The sequence below is a fragment of the Xanthomonas sp. 3058 genome (genome assembly GCF_014199765.1).
Lineage (GTDB): Bacteria > Pseudomonadota > Gammaproteobacteria > Xanthomonadales > Xanthomonadaceae > Xanthomonas > Xanthomonas campestris_B.
Genome location: NZ_JACHOF010000012.1, coordinates 107,552 through 123,045 on the forward strand (window position 1 = coordinate 107,552; position 15,494 = coordinate 123,045).

Annotated in this window: 6 protein-coding genes and 2 pseudogenes; 6 read left to right on the forward strand and 2 right to left on the reverse strand. The window is 65.1% G+C overall.

Features of this window, described 5'->3' with window-relative positions; all coding sequences use genetic code 11:
• The first annotated feature begins 178 nt into the window (after window positions 1–178).
• From recC to GGR61_RS14945, 3 genes and pseudogenes are all read left to right on the forward strand, one after another.
• Window positions 179–3,583, forward strand: coding sequence for an exodeoxyribonuclease V subunit gamma (gene recC / locus GGR61_RS14935; RefSeq protein ID WP_184622327.1), 3,405 nt, complete (start codon window positions 179–181; stop codon window positions 3,581–3,583).
• Window positions 3,580–7,622, forward strand: a pseudogene (gene recB / locus GGR61_RS14940) (exodeoxyribonuclease V subunit beta). Before recC ends, recB begins: the two are co-directional and overlap by 4 nt.
• Before the next feature lie 181 nt (window positions 7,623–7,803).
• Window positions 7,804–10,173, forward strand: coding sequence for an AAA family ATPase (locus GGR61_RS14945; RefSeq protein WP_184622331.1), 2,370 nt, complete (start codon window positions 7,804–7,806; stop codon window positions 10,171–10,173).
• A gap of 759 nt (window positions 10,174–10,932) precedes the next feature.
• Here the strand turns inward: GGR61_RS14945 and GGR61_RS14950 are convergent.
• Window positions 10,933–11,265, reverse strand: coding sequence for a hypothetical protein (locus tag GGR61_RS14950; RefSeq protein WP_184408254.1), 333 nt, complete (start codon window positions 11,263–11,265; stop codon window positions 10,933–10,935).
• A gap of 296 nt (window positions 11,266–11,561) precedes the next feature.
• Between GGR61_RS14950 and GGR61_RS14955 the strand changes: the two genes are divergently transcribed.
• The gene (locus GGR61_RS14955) at window positions 11,562–12,137 is read left to right on the forward strand and encodes a hypothetical protein (protein WP_260287996.1); all 576 of its coding nucleotides are present in this window, start codon (window positions 11,562–11,564) and stop codon (window positions 12,135–12,137) included.
• A gap of 551 nt (window positions 12,138–12,688) precedes the next feature.
• Window positions 12,689–13,501, forward strand: a complete 813-nt coding sequence (locus GGR61_RS21395) for a peptidoglycan-binding domain-containing protein (RefSeq protein ID WP_326520634.1) — start codon at window positions 12,689–12,691, stop codon at window positions 13,499–13,501.
• Window positions 13,502–13,912: 411 nt separating this feature from the next.
• Here the strand turns inward: GGR61_RS21395 and GGR61_RS14965 are convergent, their stop codons facing one another.
• Entirely contained in the window at window positions 13,913–14,965 is a 1,053-nt protein-coding gene (locus tag GGR61_RS14965) for a hypothetical protein (protein WP_184408252.1), read from the reverse strand.
• 207 nt (window positions 14,966–15,172) lie between these two features.
• Between GGR61_RS14965 and GGR61_RS14970 the strand changes: the two are divergent.
• Window positions 15,173–15,313, forward strand: a pseudogene (locus GGR61_RS14970) (IS256 family transposase); the annotation flags it as partial.
• Window positions 15,314–15,494 lie beyond the last annotated feature (181 nt).

Sequence of the window (15,494 nt, forward strand, 5' to 3'; positions counted from 1 at the left end):
TCCTTCTCCCGCCTGGCGGGAGAAGGTGCCCGAAGGGCGGATGAGGGCGTCGCGCGTCGCCGGCAGACGTTGGCCCGCCGCCGCCGCGACGCTTCCTGGCCGTGCGGCGGCGGCGATGCATGGCTGGCACTGCGCCAGACGGCGCAGCACGGCCGCATCCTGCACAATGCATGCACGCATGCACGCCCCTTCCGCGCCCGATTTTCGTCTCTATCCGTCCAATGCGCTGGATACGCTGGCCGCCTTGCTCGCGCAGGAGTTGCGCCAGCCGGTGCCGGAGCAGCCGTTGCTGCAGCCGGAGGTGGTGCTGATTCCGCAGGTGGCGATGCGGCGTTGGCTGCAATCCACGCTGGCGGCCGAGCACGGCGTGGCGGCCAATCTGGAATTTCTCACCCCCGGCGAATTCGTCGCGCGGGCGCTGGAGTGCAACCTCGGCCCGGCCGACGACGATCTGGACATGGCGACCACGCAGTGGCGCCTGTATGACGCGCTGCAGGCCGATCTGGGCAGCGATGCAGCGCTGGCGCCGTTGGCCGGATATCTGTCCGATGGCGATGCGCTCAAGCCGTGGGCGCTGGCCGGCGAATTGGGCAACGTGTTCGAGAAGTACCAGGCCTGGCGACGCGACTGGTTGCTGCGCTGGGAAGGCGGCGCCGACCCCGACGATCCGCAGGCGCGCTTGTGGCGCAGCATCGCGTCTGGCCGCCAATACCGTGCGCGCCGCATCGGCCAGTATCTGGATCGCCACGCGCGCCCGGACGGTCCGTTGCCGCAGGGCTTGCCCAAGCGCCTGTTCGCCTTCGCCATCTTGAATATCTCTCCCGACGTGCTGCGCGTGCTGGCCACGCAGGCGCGCGTGGGCACGCTGCATTTCTATCTGCCCACGCCCACGCAAGGCTATTGGGGTGATCTGCAAACCTTGTGGCAGCGCCGGCGCGAAGACGGCGCGGTGCACCTGTTCGTCGATCAGGTGCAGGAAAACCCGTTGCTGCAGGCCTGGGGCGCGGCCGGGCGCGACTTCATGGCGTTGGTGGGCGACTACGAGGTGGTGCATCCGCTGGCCGAGATCGCCGCCTACGCCGATCCGCTGGAGTCCGGCCGTCGCGCGCTCGCCGACGGCGGCCTGGGCGACAGCCTGCTGCGGCGGATGCAGAGCGATCTGTTCCATCGCCGCGCGCCCGCTGTGCCTGCGTTGTTGTCGGCGGTGAATCTGCACGACCCCAGCGTGCAGGTGCACGCCTGCCACACGCGGCTGCGCGAGTTGCAGGTACTACACGACCAACTGCGCGCCTTGCTCGACGACACGCGTTTCGACCCGCCGCTGCAGCCGCGCGAGATCGCGGTGCTGTCGCCGAACATCGACCCGTACGTGCCGTATCTGGATGCGGTGTTCGGCAGCCATGGCAACGACGACGCACTGCCATACGCGCTGGCCGATGCCAGCCCGTTGGCGAGCGAGCCGCTGGCGGAAGTGTTCCTCACCTTGCTCGGCTTGCCGATCGCGCGCTTCGGCCTGCATGAAATTCTCGACCTGCTCGCCAGCGCGCCGATTGCCGACGCTGCCGGCCTGGACGAAGCGGCGCTGGAACGGCTGCGCGGCTGGCTGCACGCGGCGGGCGCGCGCTGGGGGCTGGATGCGGCGCATCGGTCTCAGCTGCTTGCACCGAGCGACGATGCCTATACCTGGCGCTTCGCGCTGGACCGGCTATTGCTTGGCCATGCCAGCGGGGCCGAGGACGACATCGCCGGTGTGGCGCCATGGCCGCAACTGGAAGGCAGCGCGCTGGCCGCACTCGATACGCTGCTGCGATTGCTGCGCGTGCTCGAACGCCACCAATCCGTGTTGGCCCAAGCGATGACACCGGTCGAGTGGCGCGAGCGTCTGCTCGGCCTGCTGGAGGCGCTGATTCCCAAAGCGCCCTCAGCGCCGCGTGCGCAGCGCGCGCTGGACCGGCTGCGCACACTGATCGACCAATTCGCCCGCGACGCAGTGCGCGCCGAGTACGCCGGCAAAGTGCCCGCCGACGTCGTGCGTGCGCATTTCGCCGCGGTGCTGGGCGAGTCCGACACGCGCGCGCCGCTGCTCACCGGCGGGATCAGTTTCGGCCGCATGGTGCCGATGCGCCTGCTGCCGTTCCGCGTGATCTGCCTGCTCGGCATGAACGATGGCGACTTCCCGCGCCGCGACCCGGCTGCCGGGCTCAATCGCCTCACCGCCGAGTTGGGCACCGAGCGTCGTCGGCACGGCGATCGTTCGACCCGCGAGGACGACCGCTTCCTGTTCCTGCAGTTGTTCGCCTCCGCGCAGGAGGTGTTCTACCTGAGCTATCTCGGCGCCGATGCGCGCGATGGCAGCGCGCGCGAACCGTCGGTGCTGGTCAGCGAATTGCTGGGCAGCGCCGCGCAGTACCACGCCGATCCCAAGGCGATCGACATGCTGGTGGTGCACCATCCGCTGCAGCCATTCGCCGCCGCCGCCTTCGGTGCGCTGGGCGAAGACGGCGCCGACCCGCGCCGCTTCAGTTATCGCCGCCAGTGGCGACCGGCGGTCGACAGCCTGGTCGGGCAGCGCCAGGCGCTCGCACCGTGGGTGGCCGCTGCGTTGCCGGCAGACGACAGCGCGCTGCCGACCAGCCTCTCGATCGACGCATTGCGCCGCCTGTTCGCCGACCCGGCGGGGCAGTTCCTGCGCCATCGCCTGGGCATGCGCTTGCCCGATCCGGCCGGCGAAGACAGCGATCTGGAACCGCTCGTCGCAGCGCCGCGTGGATTGGAGCACTACAGCTTGCAGCAGCATGCGTTCGAGGCAGTGCTGGCTGGCGCGACCGATGGCTTGTACGCGCGTCTGCGTGCCCGCGCGCTGCTGCCCTCTGGCCCGTTGGGACGACGTGACCTCGATGCACTTTTGACAACCCTGCGCCCCTACGCAGAGGCATTCCGGCAGTGGCGGGGCGAGGCGCCGGCGCAGTCGCGCCTGTTGCACGTGCAGATCGGCGATATCGACGTGCACGGCCGCGTCCCCGGTTGGTATGCCAGCGGCGTAGGGCGCGTGCAGGTCGGCCAGCTCAGTGGCCGCAATGTGATCCGCCACGGCCTGGAATGGCTGCTGCTGCGCGCCGCCGGCGAGCACGTACCGTACGTGCGTTTCTTCGAACACGACGATGGCCTGGGCCCGCATCCCATCGACCCCGAACCGCTGTCGCAACCACAGGCACAACGTGCGTTGGCCGAGCTGCTGCAGCTGTATCGTCATGGCCTGCAGACACCGCTGGCGTTCGCGCCCTACAGCAGCTGGGAATATCACCAGGCCGCGCGCAGCGACGATCTGGACAAGGCCATCAAGGACGCCGCCGGGCAGTGGCAATCCAACTTCGGCTGGAGCGAATCGCACAGCCCGGAACTGCGCCTGGTCAATCGCGGCTGCGACCCGTTCGCCGATGCGCAACGCTTCGCCGATTTCGCCACCACCAGCCATCGCGTGTACGACCTGCTCGAACGCGGCAACACCGATGCGGTACTCGATCCGGAACGTCTGACCGAAAGTTGGCGACACTGGCACGGCACGCAGGACGATGCCGAATGAACGCCCTCTCCGATCCGTATCTGCACCTGCCGCTGCACGGCGTGCGCCTGATCGAGGCCAGCGCCGGCACCGGCAAGACCTTCACCCTGGCCACGTTGTTCACCCGGCTGGTGGTCGAGCGCGGGCTGCGCATCGGCCAGATCCTCGCGGTGACCTTCACCGAAGCGGCCACGCAGGAATTGCGCCGTCGTATCCGCGAACGTCTCGTGCTGGCCGCAACGCTGGTCCCCGATGCCGCATTGGCGTTTGTAGAAGCGGCCCAGGTCGCGACCGAGCCGACTCCACCGCTGGCGACCGACGCTCCACCGTCGTCCGTGGGCGCGGCTTCGGCCGCACATGAGCTGACTCCAGCGCATGTGCGCGATACGCCATCGCCTTCTGCAGGAGCGGCCCTGGCCGCGACCGACTTCGCCAACAACCCGTCACAGTCGCCAACCCAAGACCACCCAGCGCCGCACGGACAGGAACCACCCGACGCCGTCCTCACCCGCACCATCCTCACCACGCATCTGGCCAGCGGCACCGAAACACCCGCCGCCTTACGCCGCCGCCTGCAACAGGCGGTGGAAGAAATCGACCTGGCCGCCGTGTTCACCATCCACGGCTTCTGCACACGTGTGCTGCGCGAACATGCGCTGGAAAGCGGCCAGGCCTTCGCCGCGCCGGAACTGCTCGCCAACGACCGCGAACTGCTCGGCGAAGTCGCCGCCGATCTATGGCGCCAGCGCGCCGCCGATGCGGCGATGGCCGAAGACCTGATTGCGCTGTGGTCGGGCGGCCCCGATGCATTGGCCAGCGATCTGCGCGCGCTGGTGCGCCATCCAACGCTGCTGCCGGCCAAAGCCACGACCACCGACGATTCCGCTGCGCTGCTGCAAGCCGTGCAAGACGCCAGCGCCGCATTGGCCGCTGCATTCCAGGCGCACGGCACCGCGTTTTTCGAAACCATCATGTCCGCCATCGATGGCGGCATCCTGAGCAAGGTCAGCTACAAGCCCGAGTGGTTGACGGCGTTATGGCACTGGTTCGACAGCTTCGCCGCCGCGCCATCGGTCAACACCGCGCCGCACGCCAAGCTGATCAAACTCACCGCCGCGGAACTGGCCGCCGGCACCAACAAGAAGTTTATCGATCGCACGCCGGGCTCGCCGATGAGCCACGAGATCGATGGCTATCTCACTGCATTGGCCCGCGTCGAAGAATGGCGCACCCGTCGTCGCATCCGGCTGCTGCACGAGTTGCGCGACGATGCCATCGCACGATTGGCATTGCTCAAGCGCCAGCGCCGCGTGCAGACCTACGACGACCTGGTCGATGGCGTCGCACACGCGCTGCAAGGCGAGCAGGCCGACGCCCTGGTCACACGCCTGCGCGCGCAATACGCCATCGCGCTGGTGGACGAATTTCAGGACACCGACGACCGCCAGTGGTCGATCTTTTCCAACGTGTTCGGCCAAGGAAAACGCGCACGCGACGCCGGATTGGCGCCGGCGTTGTTCCTGATCGGCGACCCCAAGCAGGCCATCTACGGCTTCCGTGGCGGCGACGTGCGCACCTATCTGGCCGCTGCGGTCACCGCCGAACGCGCCCCGCCGCTGAGCCACAACTTCCGCTCGCGCCCCGGCGTGCTGGCAGCCATTGATGCGCTGTACGCGCAGGCCGGCTACACCGACGCCTTCCTCACCGACGGCATCGCCTTCCATCCGGTGCAACCGGGCACCAAACGTCTCGATGCCGACCTGCAATGCGACGGCGCTATCGCACCGGCATTGACGCTGTGGCGCGCGCCGGAACCGCCGCCGCCGACCAAAGGCAAGCCCAAACCCTGGAGCGCCGGCCGCGCCCGCGAGCTGGCCACCGCTGCCTGTGTCGCGGCGATCCGCCACTGGCTGGCCGGTGGCCGCGACGGCACCGCCACCATCAACGCACGCCCGGTGCAGGCCGGCGATATCGCGGTGCTGGTGCGCAGCCACGGCGAGGCCACGCGCATGCAACAGGCGCTCGGTGCCGTGGGCATCCCCGCCGTGGCCGCGGGCAAGCAAAGCCTGTTCGCCACCGACGAAGCGCTGGAACTGCTCGCCCTGCTGCAGGCCTTGCTCGACCCCGGCGACGACAGCCGCCTGCGCGCCGCCCTGGCCACCGTGCTGATCGGCGAAGACGCCACCGCCATCGCCGCACTCGCACACGACGGCGAGCGGCATCGCCGCTGGCAGCAACAGGCGCTGGACTGGCGCGAGCGCTGGCAACGCGGCGGCCCGCTGGCGCTGATCGGCGAGCTGGGCGCCACGCACGGGCAACGCCTGCTCGCCCTGGTCGATGGCGAACGCCGCCTCACCAACTACCTGCAGCTGGCCGAACTGCTGCAGGAAGCCGACGCCCGCGCGCTCGGCCCGCATGGCCTGGTCGATTGGCTGTCGCGCCGCATCGCCAATGCCGACGACAACGACGAAGCCCAGCAGCTGCGGCTGGAATCGGACGCGCGCCGCGTGCAGATCGTCACCCTGCACAAGAGCAAGGGCCTGGAATATCCGCTGGTGTTTTTGCCGTACATCGGCATCGGCCGCAGCGACAAGGGTGCCGGCCGCCATTGCGTGGTGCATGCGCCGGAGCTCGGCCGCCAGCTGCACTGGAAGACTGATAAAGAAGACCCGACCTGGAGCGCGGCCGAAGCCGCCTGGAAGCAGGAACAACGCGCCGAAGACGCCCGCCTGCTCTACGTCGGCCTGACCCGCGCCGAGCACGCGCTGTGGATCGCCAGCGGCCCGTTCCACCAGCACGAGCGCACCGCACTGTCCGGCATGCTGCGCGCGCTCGACGCGCTGCAGGGCGCGGCCGGCGAGGGCGCAGTGCTGGTCGACACGTCCACGCCGCCCGCCACCCTGCCGCGCCTGCCGCCACCGATCGAGGCGCAGGTGCCACCGGCGCGCACCCCGCAACGGCATATCGCACCCGAGTGGTGGGTCTACAGCTTCACCCAGCTGGCCAACGCCGATGCCGGCGCCGCCACCGACCCGATGGCCAGCGCCACCGTGGTCGGCAGTGGCGGCAGCGACGAGCCGTCCGGCAGCGAGGCGATCGCGGTAGCCGCCGAGGTCGACACCTTCGACCCGCGCTTTGCCGGCAACCGCTTCGGCGTGGTGATGCACGACGTGTTCGAACGCTGCGACTTCGCCGCCTGGCAAACCTGGCGCCCCGGCCTGCCGGCACCCGATGGCCAGGCCGCCGCCATCCTCGAGGCGCTGCAACGCGGCGGCTACGCCCAGGACGAAATGGACGACGGCCTGACCATGCTCACCGCCCTGATCGGCCACACCCTCACCGTCGCCCTGCCCGAAGGCACCACCCTGGCCGCCGTGCCCGAGCCACAGCGCCGCAACGAGATGGAATTCCACTTCGCCATGCGGCCCACCCGCGTCGAGGCATTGCTCGCATTGCTGCATCGCTTCGGGGTGGTGAGCGACCGCCAGGCGTTCGGTGCGCGGCAGCGGCTGGAAGGCCTGATGACCGGCCTGATCGACCTCACCTACACCGTGGCCGGCCGCTGGTACGTGCTCGACTACAAATCCAACCGCCTGCCCAGCTACGACGCCGATGCCCTGGCCCGCGCCATGGCGCACAGCGAGTACGAGCTGCAGGCGCTGATCTACACCGTCGCCCTGCATCGCTGGCTGCGCTTCCGCCTGGGCAAGGCCTACGACTACACCCGCGACTTCGGTGGCGTGCGCTACCTGTTCTGCCGTGGCCTGGACGCGGCCCGCGCCACCGCAGCCGAGCTTGGCTCCGACAGCGACGCCGCGCCCGGCATCCACGCCTGGCGCTTCGACCCAGCCCTGGTGGACGCCCTGGACGCCCTGTTTGCCGGTGCTTCTGCAGAGCCCCTTTCGACGGCGCAGAGGGATCCAGGCACGGCCGCTGCGGGAGCATCCGCGCCATGACCCCATCGACCCCGCCATCCGTCGACCGCTGGCTCACGCGCCCCTCCCATCGGGAAAGGGCACGGGGTGAGGGTACGTCCGCAACGGGAACGCCCACCCCATGACCCAACGCAACCTGCCGGAGGCATGGCACCCCCGCAGCTCGCTCGCGCTTCCCTCCATTCGGGGCACCCAGGCAGCGCCTGCGTGCCACCGGCGCGCTTGGTCTGGAGCGTCCGCGCTGCAAGCACAGGCCCGGGCGCGGAGCGGCTGCCAGGCGACGTCCTGCGTGGGAACCCCCGCCCCATGACCCACCCAACGCTTTTCAGCGCGCTGATCAAAGCCGACGCTCTCCGTCCGCTGGATCTGGCCTTCGCCCAAACCCTGCAACGGCTCGCCCCAGACACCGACTCCCTGGTACTGGCCGGCGCCGCATTAGCCTCCCTGGCAGTCACCAGCGGCCACGCAGGACTCGACCCGACGCGCGCGGCCATGCTGCTGGACCCCCGCACCGGCCCACCACCGCAACTGCCAGACCCCGCCGACTGGCAACGCGCCCTGGCCGCGTCGCGCTGGGTCGACCAACCCAATCCCGCCGCCCCCGCGGCCGCCGACTGCCCATTGGTGCTCGAACACGGCCTGCTCTACCTGCGTCGCTACCGCGAGTACGAACGCCGCCTGGCGCTGGGCCTGCAACGCATCGCCGCCCAATCGCCGCCCCCATTCGACGCAGCCACGCTGGCGCCGTTATTCGCCCAGCTATTCCCCAACCCCGCCGTCGCTCCCCCGCCTGCGGGAGAGGGTGCCCGCCTGCAAAGGCGCGATGCCGAAGCGAACCGCGACGCCAGCACGGAGGGCGTGCCGCAGGAGCAGCACATCACGGTGGGCGAGGGCACAGACCTGCCCGAGCCATCCATCGACCGCCAGGCCCGAGCCGCAGCCCTGGCCCTGCGCCGCAGCCTGCTGCTGGTCACCGGCGGCCCCGGGACCGGCAAGACCACCACCATCGCCCGCCTGCTGCTGTTGCGCATCGCCCAGGCGCAGGCATCCAACACCCCGGTCCCACGCATCGCCCTGGCCGCGCCCACCGGCCGCGCCGCCGAGCGCATGGCCGAAAGCCTGCGCCTGGCCATCGCCCGCGCCATCGCCGACGGCATCCAGCTCCCATCCACTGCCAGCACCGCCCCTCACGGGCAAGCGACAGGGCCAGCAAACCCCGCTGTTTCCCATCTCCCGCAAGCGGGAGAGGGTGCCCGAAGGGCGGGTGAGGGCCAGCCGTCCACCTGGGAACCCCTCCTCCCCACCAGCGCCAGCACCCTCCACCGCCTGCTCGGCGTCATCCCGGATTCGCCGAATTTCCGCCATAACGCCGACAACCCGCTCCCTTTCGACCTGATCGTCGTCGACGAAGCCTCCATGGTCGACCTGCCGCTGATGTGCAAGCTGGTCGAAGCCGTCGCCGATGGCACCCAACTGATCCTGCTCGGCGACGCCGACCAGCTGCCCTCTGTGGAAGCCGGCGACGTGCTCGCCTCCATCCTGCAGGCCGCCGGCCCCGGCGACACCCTGCAGCCGCACGACGCACAGGCGCTGCAACCGCTGCTCGGCGGCGCGCCCGACCACACCACGCCCCCGGGCACCCACAGCGGCGGCCTCACCGGCCACCGCGTGCATCTGCTGCGCGGCTACCGCCAGGCGCACGACTTCGCACTCGCCCCGTTGGCCGACGCCATCCGCACCGGCGACGCCGATACCGCCCTGGCCCTGTTGCGCAGTGGCGAACTGGCCGGCGTGCATTTCCACGAAGACGGCGAAGACCCGCTGGCCCTCGGCCGCGACGCCTTGCTCGCGCACTGGCGCGCGCTGGCCGATGCACACGACCCCGCCGCCGCCCTGCGCGCGGCCAGCCGCCTGCGCCTGCTCACCGCCGTACGCGCCGGCCCGCAAGGCGCGCGCGGCCTCAACGCCCGCATCGAACAACTGCTCGCCGACACCGGCTCCGGCGCCCGCCGCCTCGGCGGCGCCTCGCCCTGGTTCCAGGGCCGCCTGCTGCTGATCACCGAAAACAGCTACCGCCACGGCCTGTTCAACGGCGACGTCGGCATCTGCCTGCGAAGCGAAGCGAGTCCCTTTTCGGGGCGAAGCGAAGCGAGTCCCTTTTCGGGACGCAGCGACACAAGCGCTTCCTCGGGGCGCAGCGACGCGAGCACCGCTACAGCGCGTAGCGATGCAGCTGGGTCTTCCGGCGGCACCGCAAACCGCGACGACCCCGCCGCCGCCGACCGCCGTGCCCAAGGCCCATTGGTCGCCTGGTTCGAAGGCGACGGCGACGGCCAGGTGCGCGGCTTCCACCCGGCCGCACTGCCCGCCCACGAAAGCGCCTTCGCCATGACCGTGCACAAGGCCCAGGGCAGCGAATTCGACGAAGTCTGGCTACAACTGCCCACCCGCGACGCCCGCGTGCTCAGCCGCGAACTGCTCTACACCGGCATCACCCGCGCCCGCCGCGCCCTGCACCTGGCCGGCAGCGAAGCGGTCATCCGCGCCGCGCTCACCCGGCATGCCGCGCGCATCTCGGGTTTGGCATGGCGGTTGGGTGCCCAGCAGCAGGCTGCACCTGTCACGCAAGCAGCAGAACCATCCACTGCCATGCCCGTGCAGGGGTCGTTGTTCTGATAAAGGCGTTCATCGAGCAAGACTCAGTTATCTGAAATTTTCGGATAACGGCCGCCGACGGCAAGAGCCATGGAAAACACTCATATCGCATCTGCAACGTATCTGGCGGAGTGCGGCTTACGCGTCACGCACCGCTCCAAAACAGCGCTTGTCGTCAGCCCGCAAGGCGATCGCACCTGACGTTGCCCGAAGCGGATGGCGGATATCGCCTGACCTCATGGGAGGCCGTGGCTGGGCCGGGCGAAGGCGACAGCCGTCTGGTCGCAGCGTCGGGGCGTTATCGCAGGTCATGCCGGCCGCGATCGGGAGAGTCTGGCAGGCCGAATTCGCACGCCAACGCTCGGCGCCACGCGCCGCGGCCAAAACGCGAGGTCAGGCGATCCGCCTGACCCCGTTCGCCGTCTGGCAGGCCGGGCGGCTTACTTGCCCTTCTTTTCCTGCTTGGCCGCGCGCTTTTCCTTCAGCGTCTTGGTCGGCTCTTTCTTCTGGCTCTTCTTCTGGTCCATCCCCTTGCTCATGACACCCTCGTAGTTGCTGGATTGATCGGTCGGGCAGCGCCATGACCCTGGCGTGCCTGCGCACTGTAAGGCTTGCGCGCGCTGGATGGCAGGGGAGAGCGGGCGGGGCGACGGGCGGTGCCCCAGGCTTGGCGTTTCCTCGGGGGCGGCGCCGGCAGCCGAGCGGTGCGGCCGGCAGACCCAACAACAAGAACGCCCGCGTGCGACCGTGAAGGTCTGCATGCGGGTGACCGCGACGGCCTTACTTGGCCGGCACGCGCTGGTACTGCTCGCCGCCGGTATTGAGGTGGCCGTTGCTCTCGTCGATGGCGAAGTTCACCGTCTCGCCATCGTTGCTGACCTGCAGCGCCCCGTCCTTGTAGACCGCCGGGTAGCTCTCGGTCTTGGGTTGGCGGCTGAAGAACTTCGGCGTAGTGCTGCGGACCATGAAGGTCTCGCCATTGCGCTCGATGTCCATCGTCTCTTCCTGCGTCTGCACATTGACCCAGTGGCCGACGAACTTCTCGCCCTCCACCTTGGCGCAACCGCTCACCAACAGTGCCGCGGCCAGCGCGGTGCCCATCCACTTCATCATCGTGCGTTCTCCAGTTGAGGCTGCGGCGAGGATGGCGGGTGGGGGATGTATGGGAGGTCAAGGACCAGGAGTGCTCCCAGGGACAAAAAACTGCCGCTGCTTCGGATGCGTAATTGGGAACGACGCGCTCTGCCACGTCTGATGACGTGTCAAACCCGATCTGACTTGCCAACCGCTTAGGGACAAGCAGAAGCTAGTGATGCCGCCGCCAGCCTTCTGACGTTCGGCTTGAGCCATGGGTAAGCTGAGGTCGTCTTGAAGTAGCCGTCAAGATGGGCCTTTGAGATGCCACCGCCATGAATAAAGGAAGCATGATGAGCATGGGTGCCTGTCACTTGAATCCATATATCGCCTTTGCTGCGGTGCTTTGTATCTCAATGGCGGGATGCACTTCGCCCGCCCAGGCGGTCGCCCCACAGCGCGAGCATCCGAGACAGAACAACGAGAAAACGTCGGTCGCTTGCCCCTCGAAGGATTTCAGCATTTTCCTTCAGCGCTATGCCGATGTTGCAAACGATGACGTACGTCGCCGCTTCACGGATGATCCGCTGGAGTATGAGGTCCCGACTCACACTGTCGAAGAAGAAACTGCGTCATCACCGGACACGCATATCTCCAAGCAGAAAGGCCCGTCTCGGCTTCAGTTATTCTCCTACCGGTACTTCAAAGATGCAAAAATATTCGATCAACTAGCCGCTGGAAGAAGCAAGCCTGAGCCAAAAAGTGAGGTTGGCTCTCAGGTCTCCGTAGAGGTGACTGCCAATGAGGGGCGCAGGGTAAATTTCGGCATGGAATATGAAGTGGATACTTATGTGTTCGAGAAGCGTAGAGGCTGTTGGTACCTAACGCGGGCTATTAATCTCAGAGACTGACAAGGAGTTAGGATATGGCAAGCCAGGATGCTGGACAGCAGATACCCTATCGCGTCATTCAACTCGAATGGGATGCTGAAAAGGGAGATCATAACGAGGCTGTCGGAAGCTTCGACGAGTTGGTTACACACCACCCCAAAAGCAACAGTGATGCTCATCTGGTCAACGGCAAAGTCGTTGGTGGTCAAGCAGGCCGTACGCTGGGAGTGGTTGGCGGTGAAATCCAAGAGCTCGAGGTCTCCAAGGCAGGGATGGACTATGGCCTTCGTCCTGATCAGGTATTGCTGAAGAAGGACTTCATGCTTGAGGATTCCAGATTACCTACTGGGCCTGCTTCAAGGTCGCTCGATGTTCCTTCACCCGTTGCCGGCGTGGTTGGTACCGTCAATCCGTCGAAGGGTCTGGTGGATGTGCTGGATCGGGAAGGCGGTGATGTCATCCTCCGTGTCCGGCATATGTCGCCACTCCATGTAAAAACTGGTGATCAGGTTGAGTATGGTCAGGCGTTAGGCGTGCAGAACAAGCAGGCAACAGGAGCAATTCACGTACATATGGAAGTGGACAGTCGTTTTTACCAGCACTACGAGAACTACATAGGCGATTTGGTCAGCGGCCGCCTGTCGATCGATGCAGAAAGGCGGGATCGTGGCATTGAACCCAGGCCGTTCGTGGATGACGGAACAATCCGCATCGGTGAATCGTCTGAGATGGTTCGGAAGGTGCAGCAATCCTTGAATGCCGAAGGGTATCGCGGCGCAGACAATCATCCACTTCAGGAGGATGGTGTCTACCGCCTTTCGATGCAGGCAGCAGTGATCAACTACCAGCAGGCGCATGGCCTCTCTCAAACAGGCGACATCGACCCCGCGACATTGCAGCAGATTGCTCCGCGTACCTTCCCGCCCGAGCTGAATCGGGAAGATCACAATGCTGCGCCAACCTATCGCAATATCCAGGGCGCCGTGCCCTCGCAAGATCCGCTACATCGTCAGGCCGAAGAGGCCGTGCGCCGCCTGGAGCAGAGCCTTGGCCGCGACTATGACGACAACAGTGCTCGGCTGGCGGCCAGCAGCGCCCACTTGGCCAAAGCGAACGGACTAACGCAGATCGACCACGTTGTGTTGAGCAATCAAACAGCGTCCGTGGGGAGGGGCGAGAACGTGTTTGTGGTCCAGGGCGCATTGGATAACCCCGCTCATCTGATGGCGCACATGAAGACGAGCGACGCTATCGCACAGCCCGTGGAGCAATCTCTTTCGCAGCTACAGACGCTGAGCGAAACGCAGCGGCAGCAACAGGCCCAGCAGCAAAGCCAGCAGCAGGATCAACAGCAGCTGAGTGCGCCCCAACATCGAATGGTCTAAGCAGCTGAGAATTTCGTCTGGCAGCTTGACTCAGTGGCCGACGAATTTCTCGCCCGCCACCTTGGAGCAATCGCTCACCAGCAGTGTTGCGGCCGGCGCGGTGCCCATCTACTTCATTATCGTATGTTCTCCAGTTGAGGCTGCGCCGAGGATGGCGGGTGGGGGCATGTCTGGAAGGTCAAGATGTATTAGACGAGGCCTTCGAATGTGAGCGCTGATGAGGTTAGAAAAAGTCAACCTGACCCCGTTACTCGGACCCCGTTACTCGCCTGGAAGAAATGTGGGGAACCTCAGCGTTAGATTGACTGAAAGTCAATCTAACGCAATTTTACTATGACAATTTCGTTTAAAGATTGCCCGCGAGAATCCCCTGCGACCAATCGCCGCTCTGCTCAATGGGGCGTTCACACTTCAATTTAAAAAATTCCCCAACTTGCAACTAAATATCCCTGGGCTGCCACTGAAATAGCCTTTTGGGGTGAGTTTAATCTTTGCGGTTTCGCCTTGGTTTTTTATTTCGACGAATTTCTCAAGTGTATCGTTATAATTAAGTGTGTAATTGTCAGTCTGATAGTAGGTGGTTAATGTTGGCCTTCCTTGAACTCCTTCAAATGAAGTGCCCACTGCTCTAGTGTCACTTCGATTAAAGGAGGTACTCATTTCCGCCATTACATAGTACCTTCCAGGTTTCAGTTTCGAAAATTTAAAATCTCCATCTTCGTTAGTCATCCCATCCAGCCGAATCAGCATAGAGGCGGGCGAAAGCTCGACAGTCTCCCCACGTTTCGCCTTCGATAGGAGAGTTCGCGCCTCTTCCAAATAAGGGTTTGCGGGGAATAAGAAAACCGGATGGTTGCGCGCTAGGTTAATCTTTCCTCCACGCAAAACGCAGGCGGTTCCGGTGATGGTCGATGTCCCAGGCTCCAGGGCAGCATTGGCGGCATCCATGTCGAAAATCGCTTTGGGCCTCAGCACCTTTGAAGGACGAGAGGGCGGTGCAGTTCTAGCGGCCATTGGGTCGGGCGGCGCTTTAGTTGGCTCAAGGTTGACGCGGGCCAGCATTCCGCACATCGTAGCCCTGACGTCTTCCGGGCGAGCCTGCATCAGTGGAGGCAAAACCGTCATAATGGTAAGTGTGCCTAGCGTTTCGTCTGCTTCGGAGGTCAAAAAAAATCCGCGGGTTTTGGTACTAGGTTTTTGAAAAAGCGTGAGCGTTACCTTGCCTTTCTCGGTCTTTTCTTCGACAACTTCGAACTTATCGTCCTGGGCCACTTTTCGAAGCTGACTGGCTGCACTGTTTAAATCTAATTTTTGCGAATGGACATAGGTTGCGAAGAATAAGCCTTTCTCTTGAGACCCGCTCGCTGTGAAATTGGATTCACAATTTGCAGCCTCCCCCCTAAGGCTTAGTGAAGATAATGATATAAAAACCATGGTGGAAAAGATTAATTTATGCTGCTTCATTACTATTCCTTTCTATAAAGATGTGATTCCCTGAATTAATCTTCGTACTGAACGGCCCCGGGAAGTGGGGGGGCTGTTTGGTTTAAGTCACGCCGCTTCGGCGTAACTGGCTCGTTGTCAATAGTAAACCTTCTCTGCTGAGTCTGTAAATTGAACTGTGTAATGGCCCTTTGAGAAGATGCGCGTTGAGCCGGGAGGAGCTGTTGCATGAAGTTATCGAAAGACCGCTTGGACGAGTTGACCGCCGGTTATACTCCGCCGGAACAGATGGGGTCGCTGTATTCGCAGATGCTCCAGCACATAATAAATCGCTCGCTGGAAGCGGAGATGCAGACGCATCTGGGCTACTAACGGCATGGGCGCAGCGTGGCGGGCAACGCCCGCAATCAGCAAAAAACGGGGTCCAGCAAAAAACGGGGTCAGGTTCAAAAAAAGGGGTCAGGTTCTGAGGTATCCCCACGTTTTCCCTAGCTGGATCAGCAAGTTATGCCACTGATCCAGTGGAAACAAGTGCGCGCATGGCGCAGTC

Bases quoted from the DNA above. Each gene is read 5' to 3' on its own strand.
- GGR61_RS14955 (WP_260287996.1), top strand. From the start codon at position 11,562: ATGAATAAAGGAAGCATGATGAGCATGGGTGCCTGTCACTTGAATCCA.
- recC (WP_184622327.1), top strand. From the start codon at position 179: ATGCACGCCCCTTCCGCGCCCGATTTTCGTCTCTATCCGTCCAATGCG.
- GGR61_RS14965 (WP_184408252.1), bottom strand. From the start codon at position 14,965: ATGAAGCAGCATAAATTAATCTTTTCCACCATGGTTTTTATATCATTA.
- GGR61_RS21395 (WP_326520634.1), top strand. From the start codon at position 12,689: ATGGAAGTGGACAGTCGTTTTTACCAGCACTACGAGAACTACATAGGC.
- GGR61_RS14950 (WP_184408254.1), bottom strand. From the start codon at position 11,265: ATGATGAAGTGGATGGGCACCGCGCTGGCCGCGGCACTGTTGGTGAGC.
- GGR61_RS14945 (WP_184622331.1), top strand. From the start codon at position 7,804: ATGACCCACCCAACGCTTTTCAGCGCGCTGATCAAAGCCGACGCTCTC.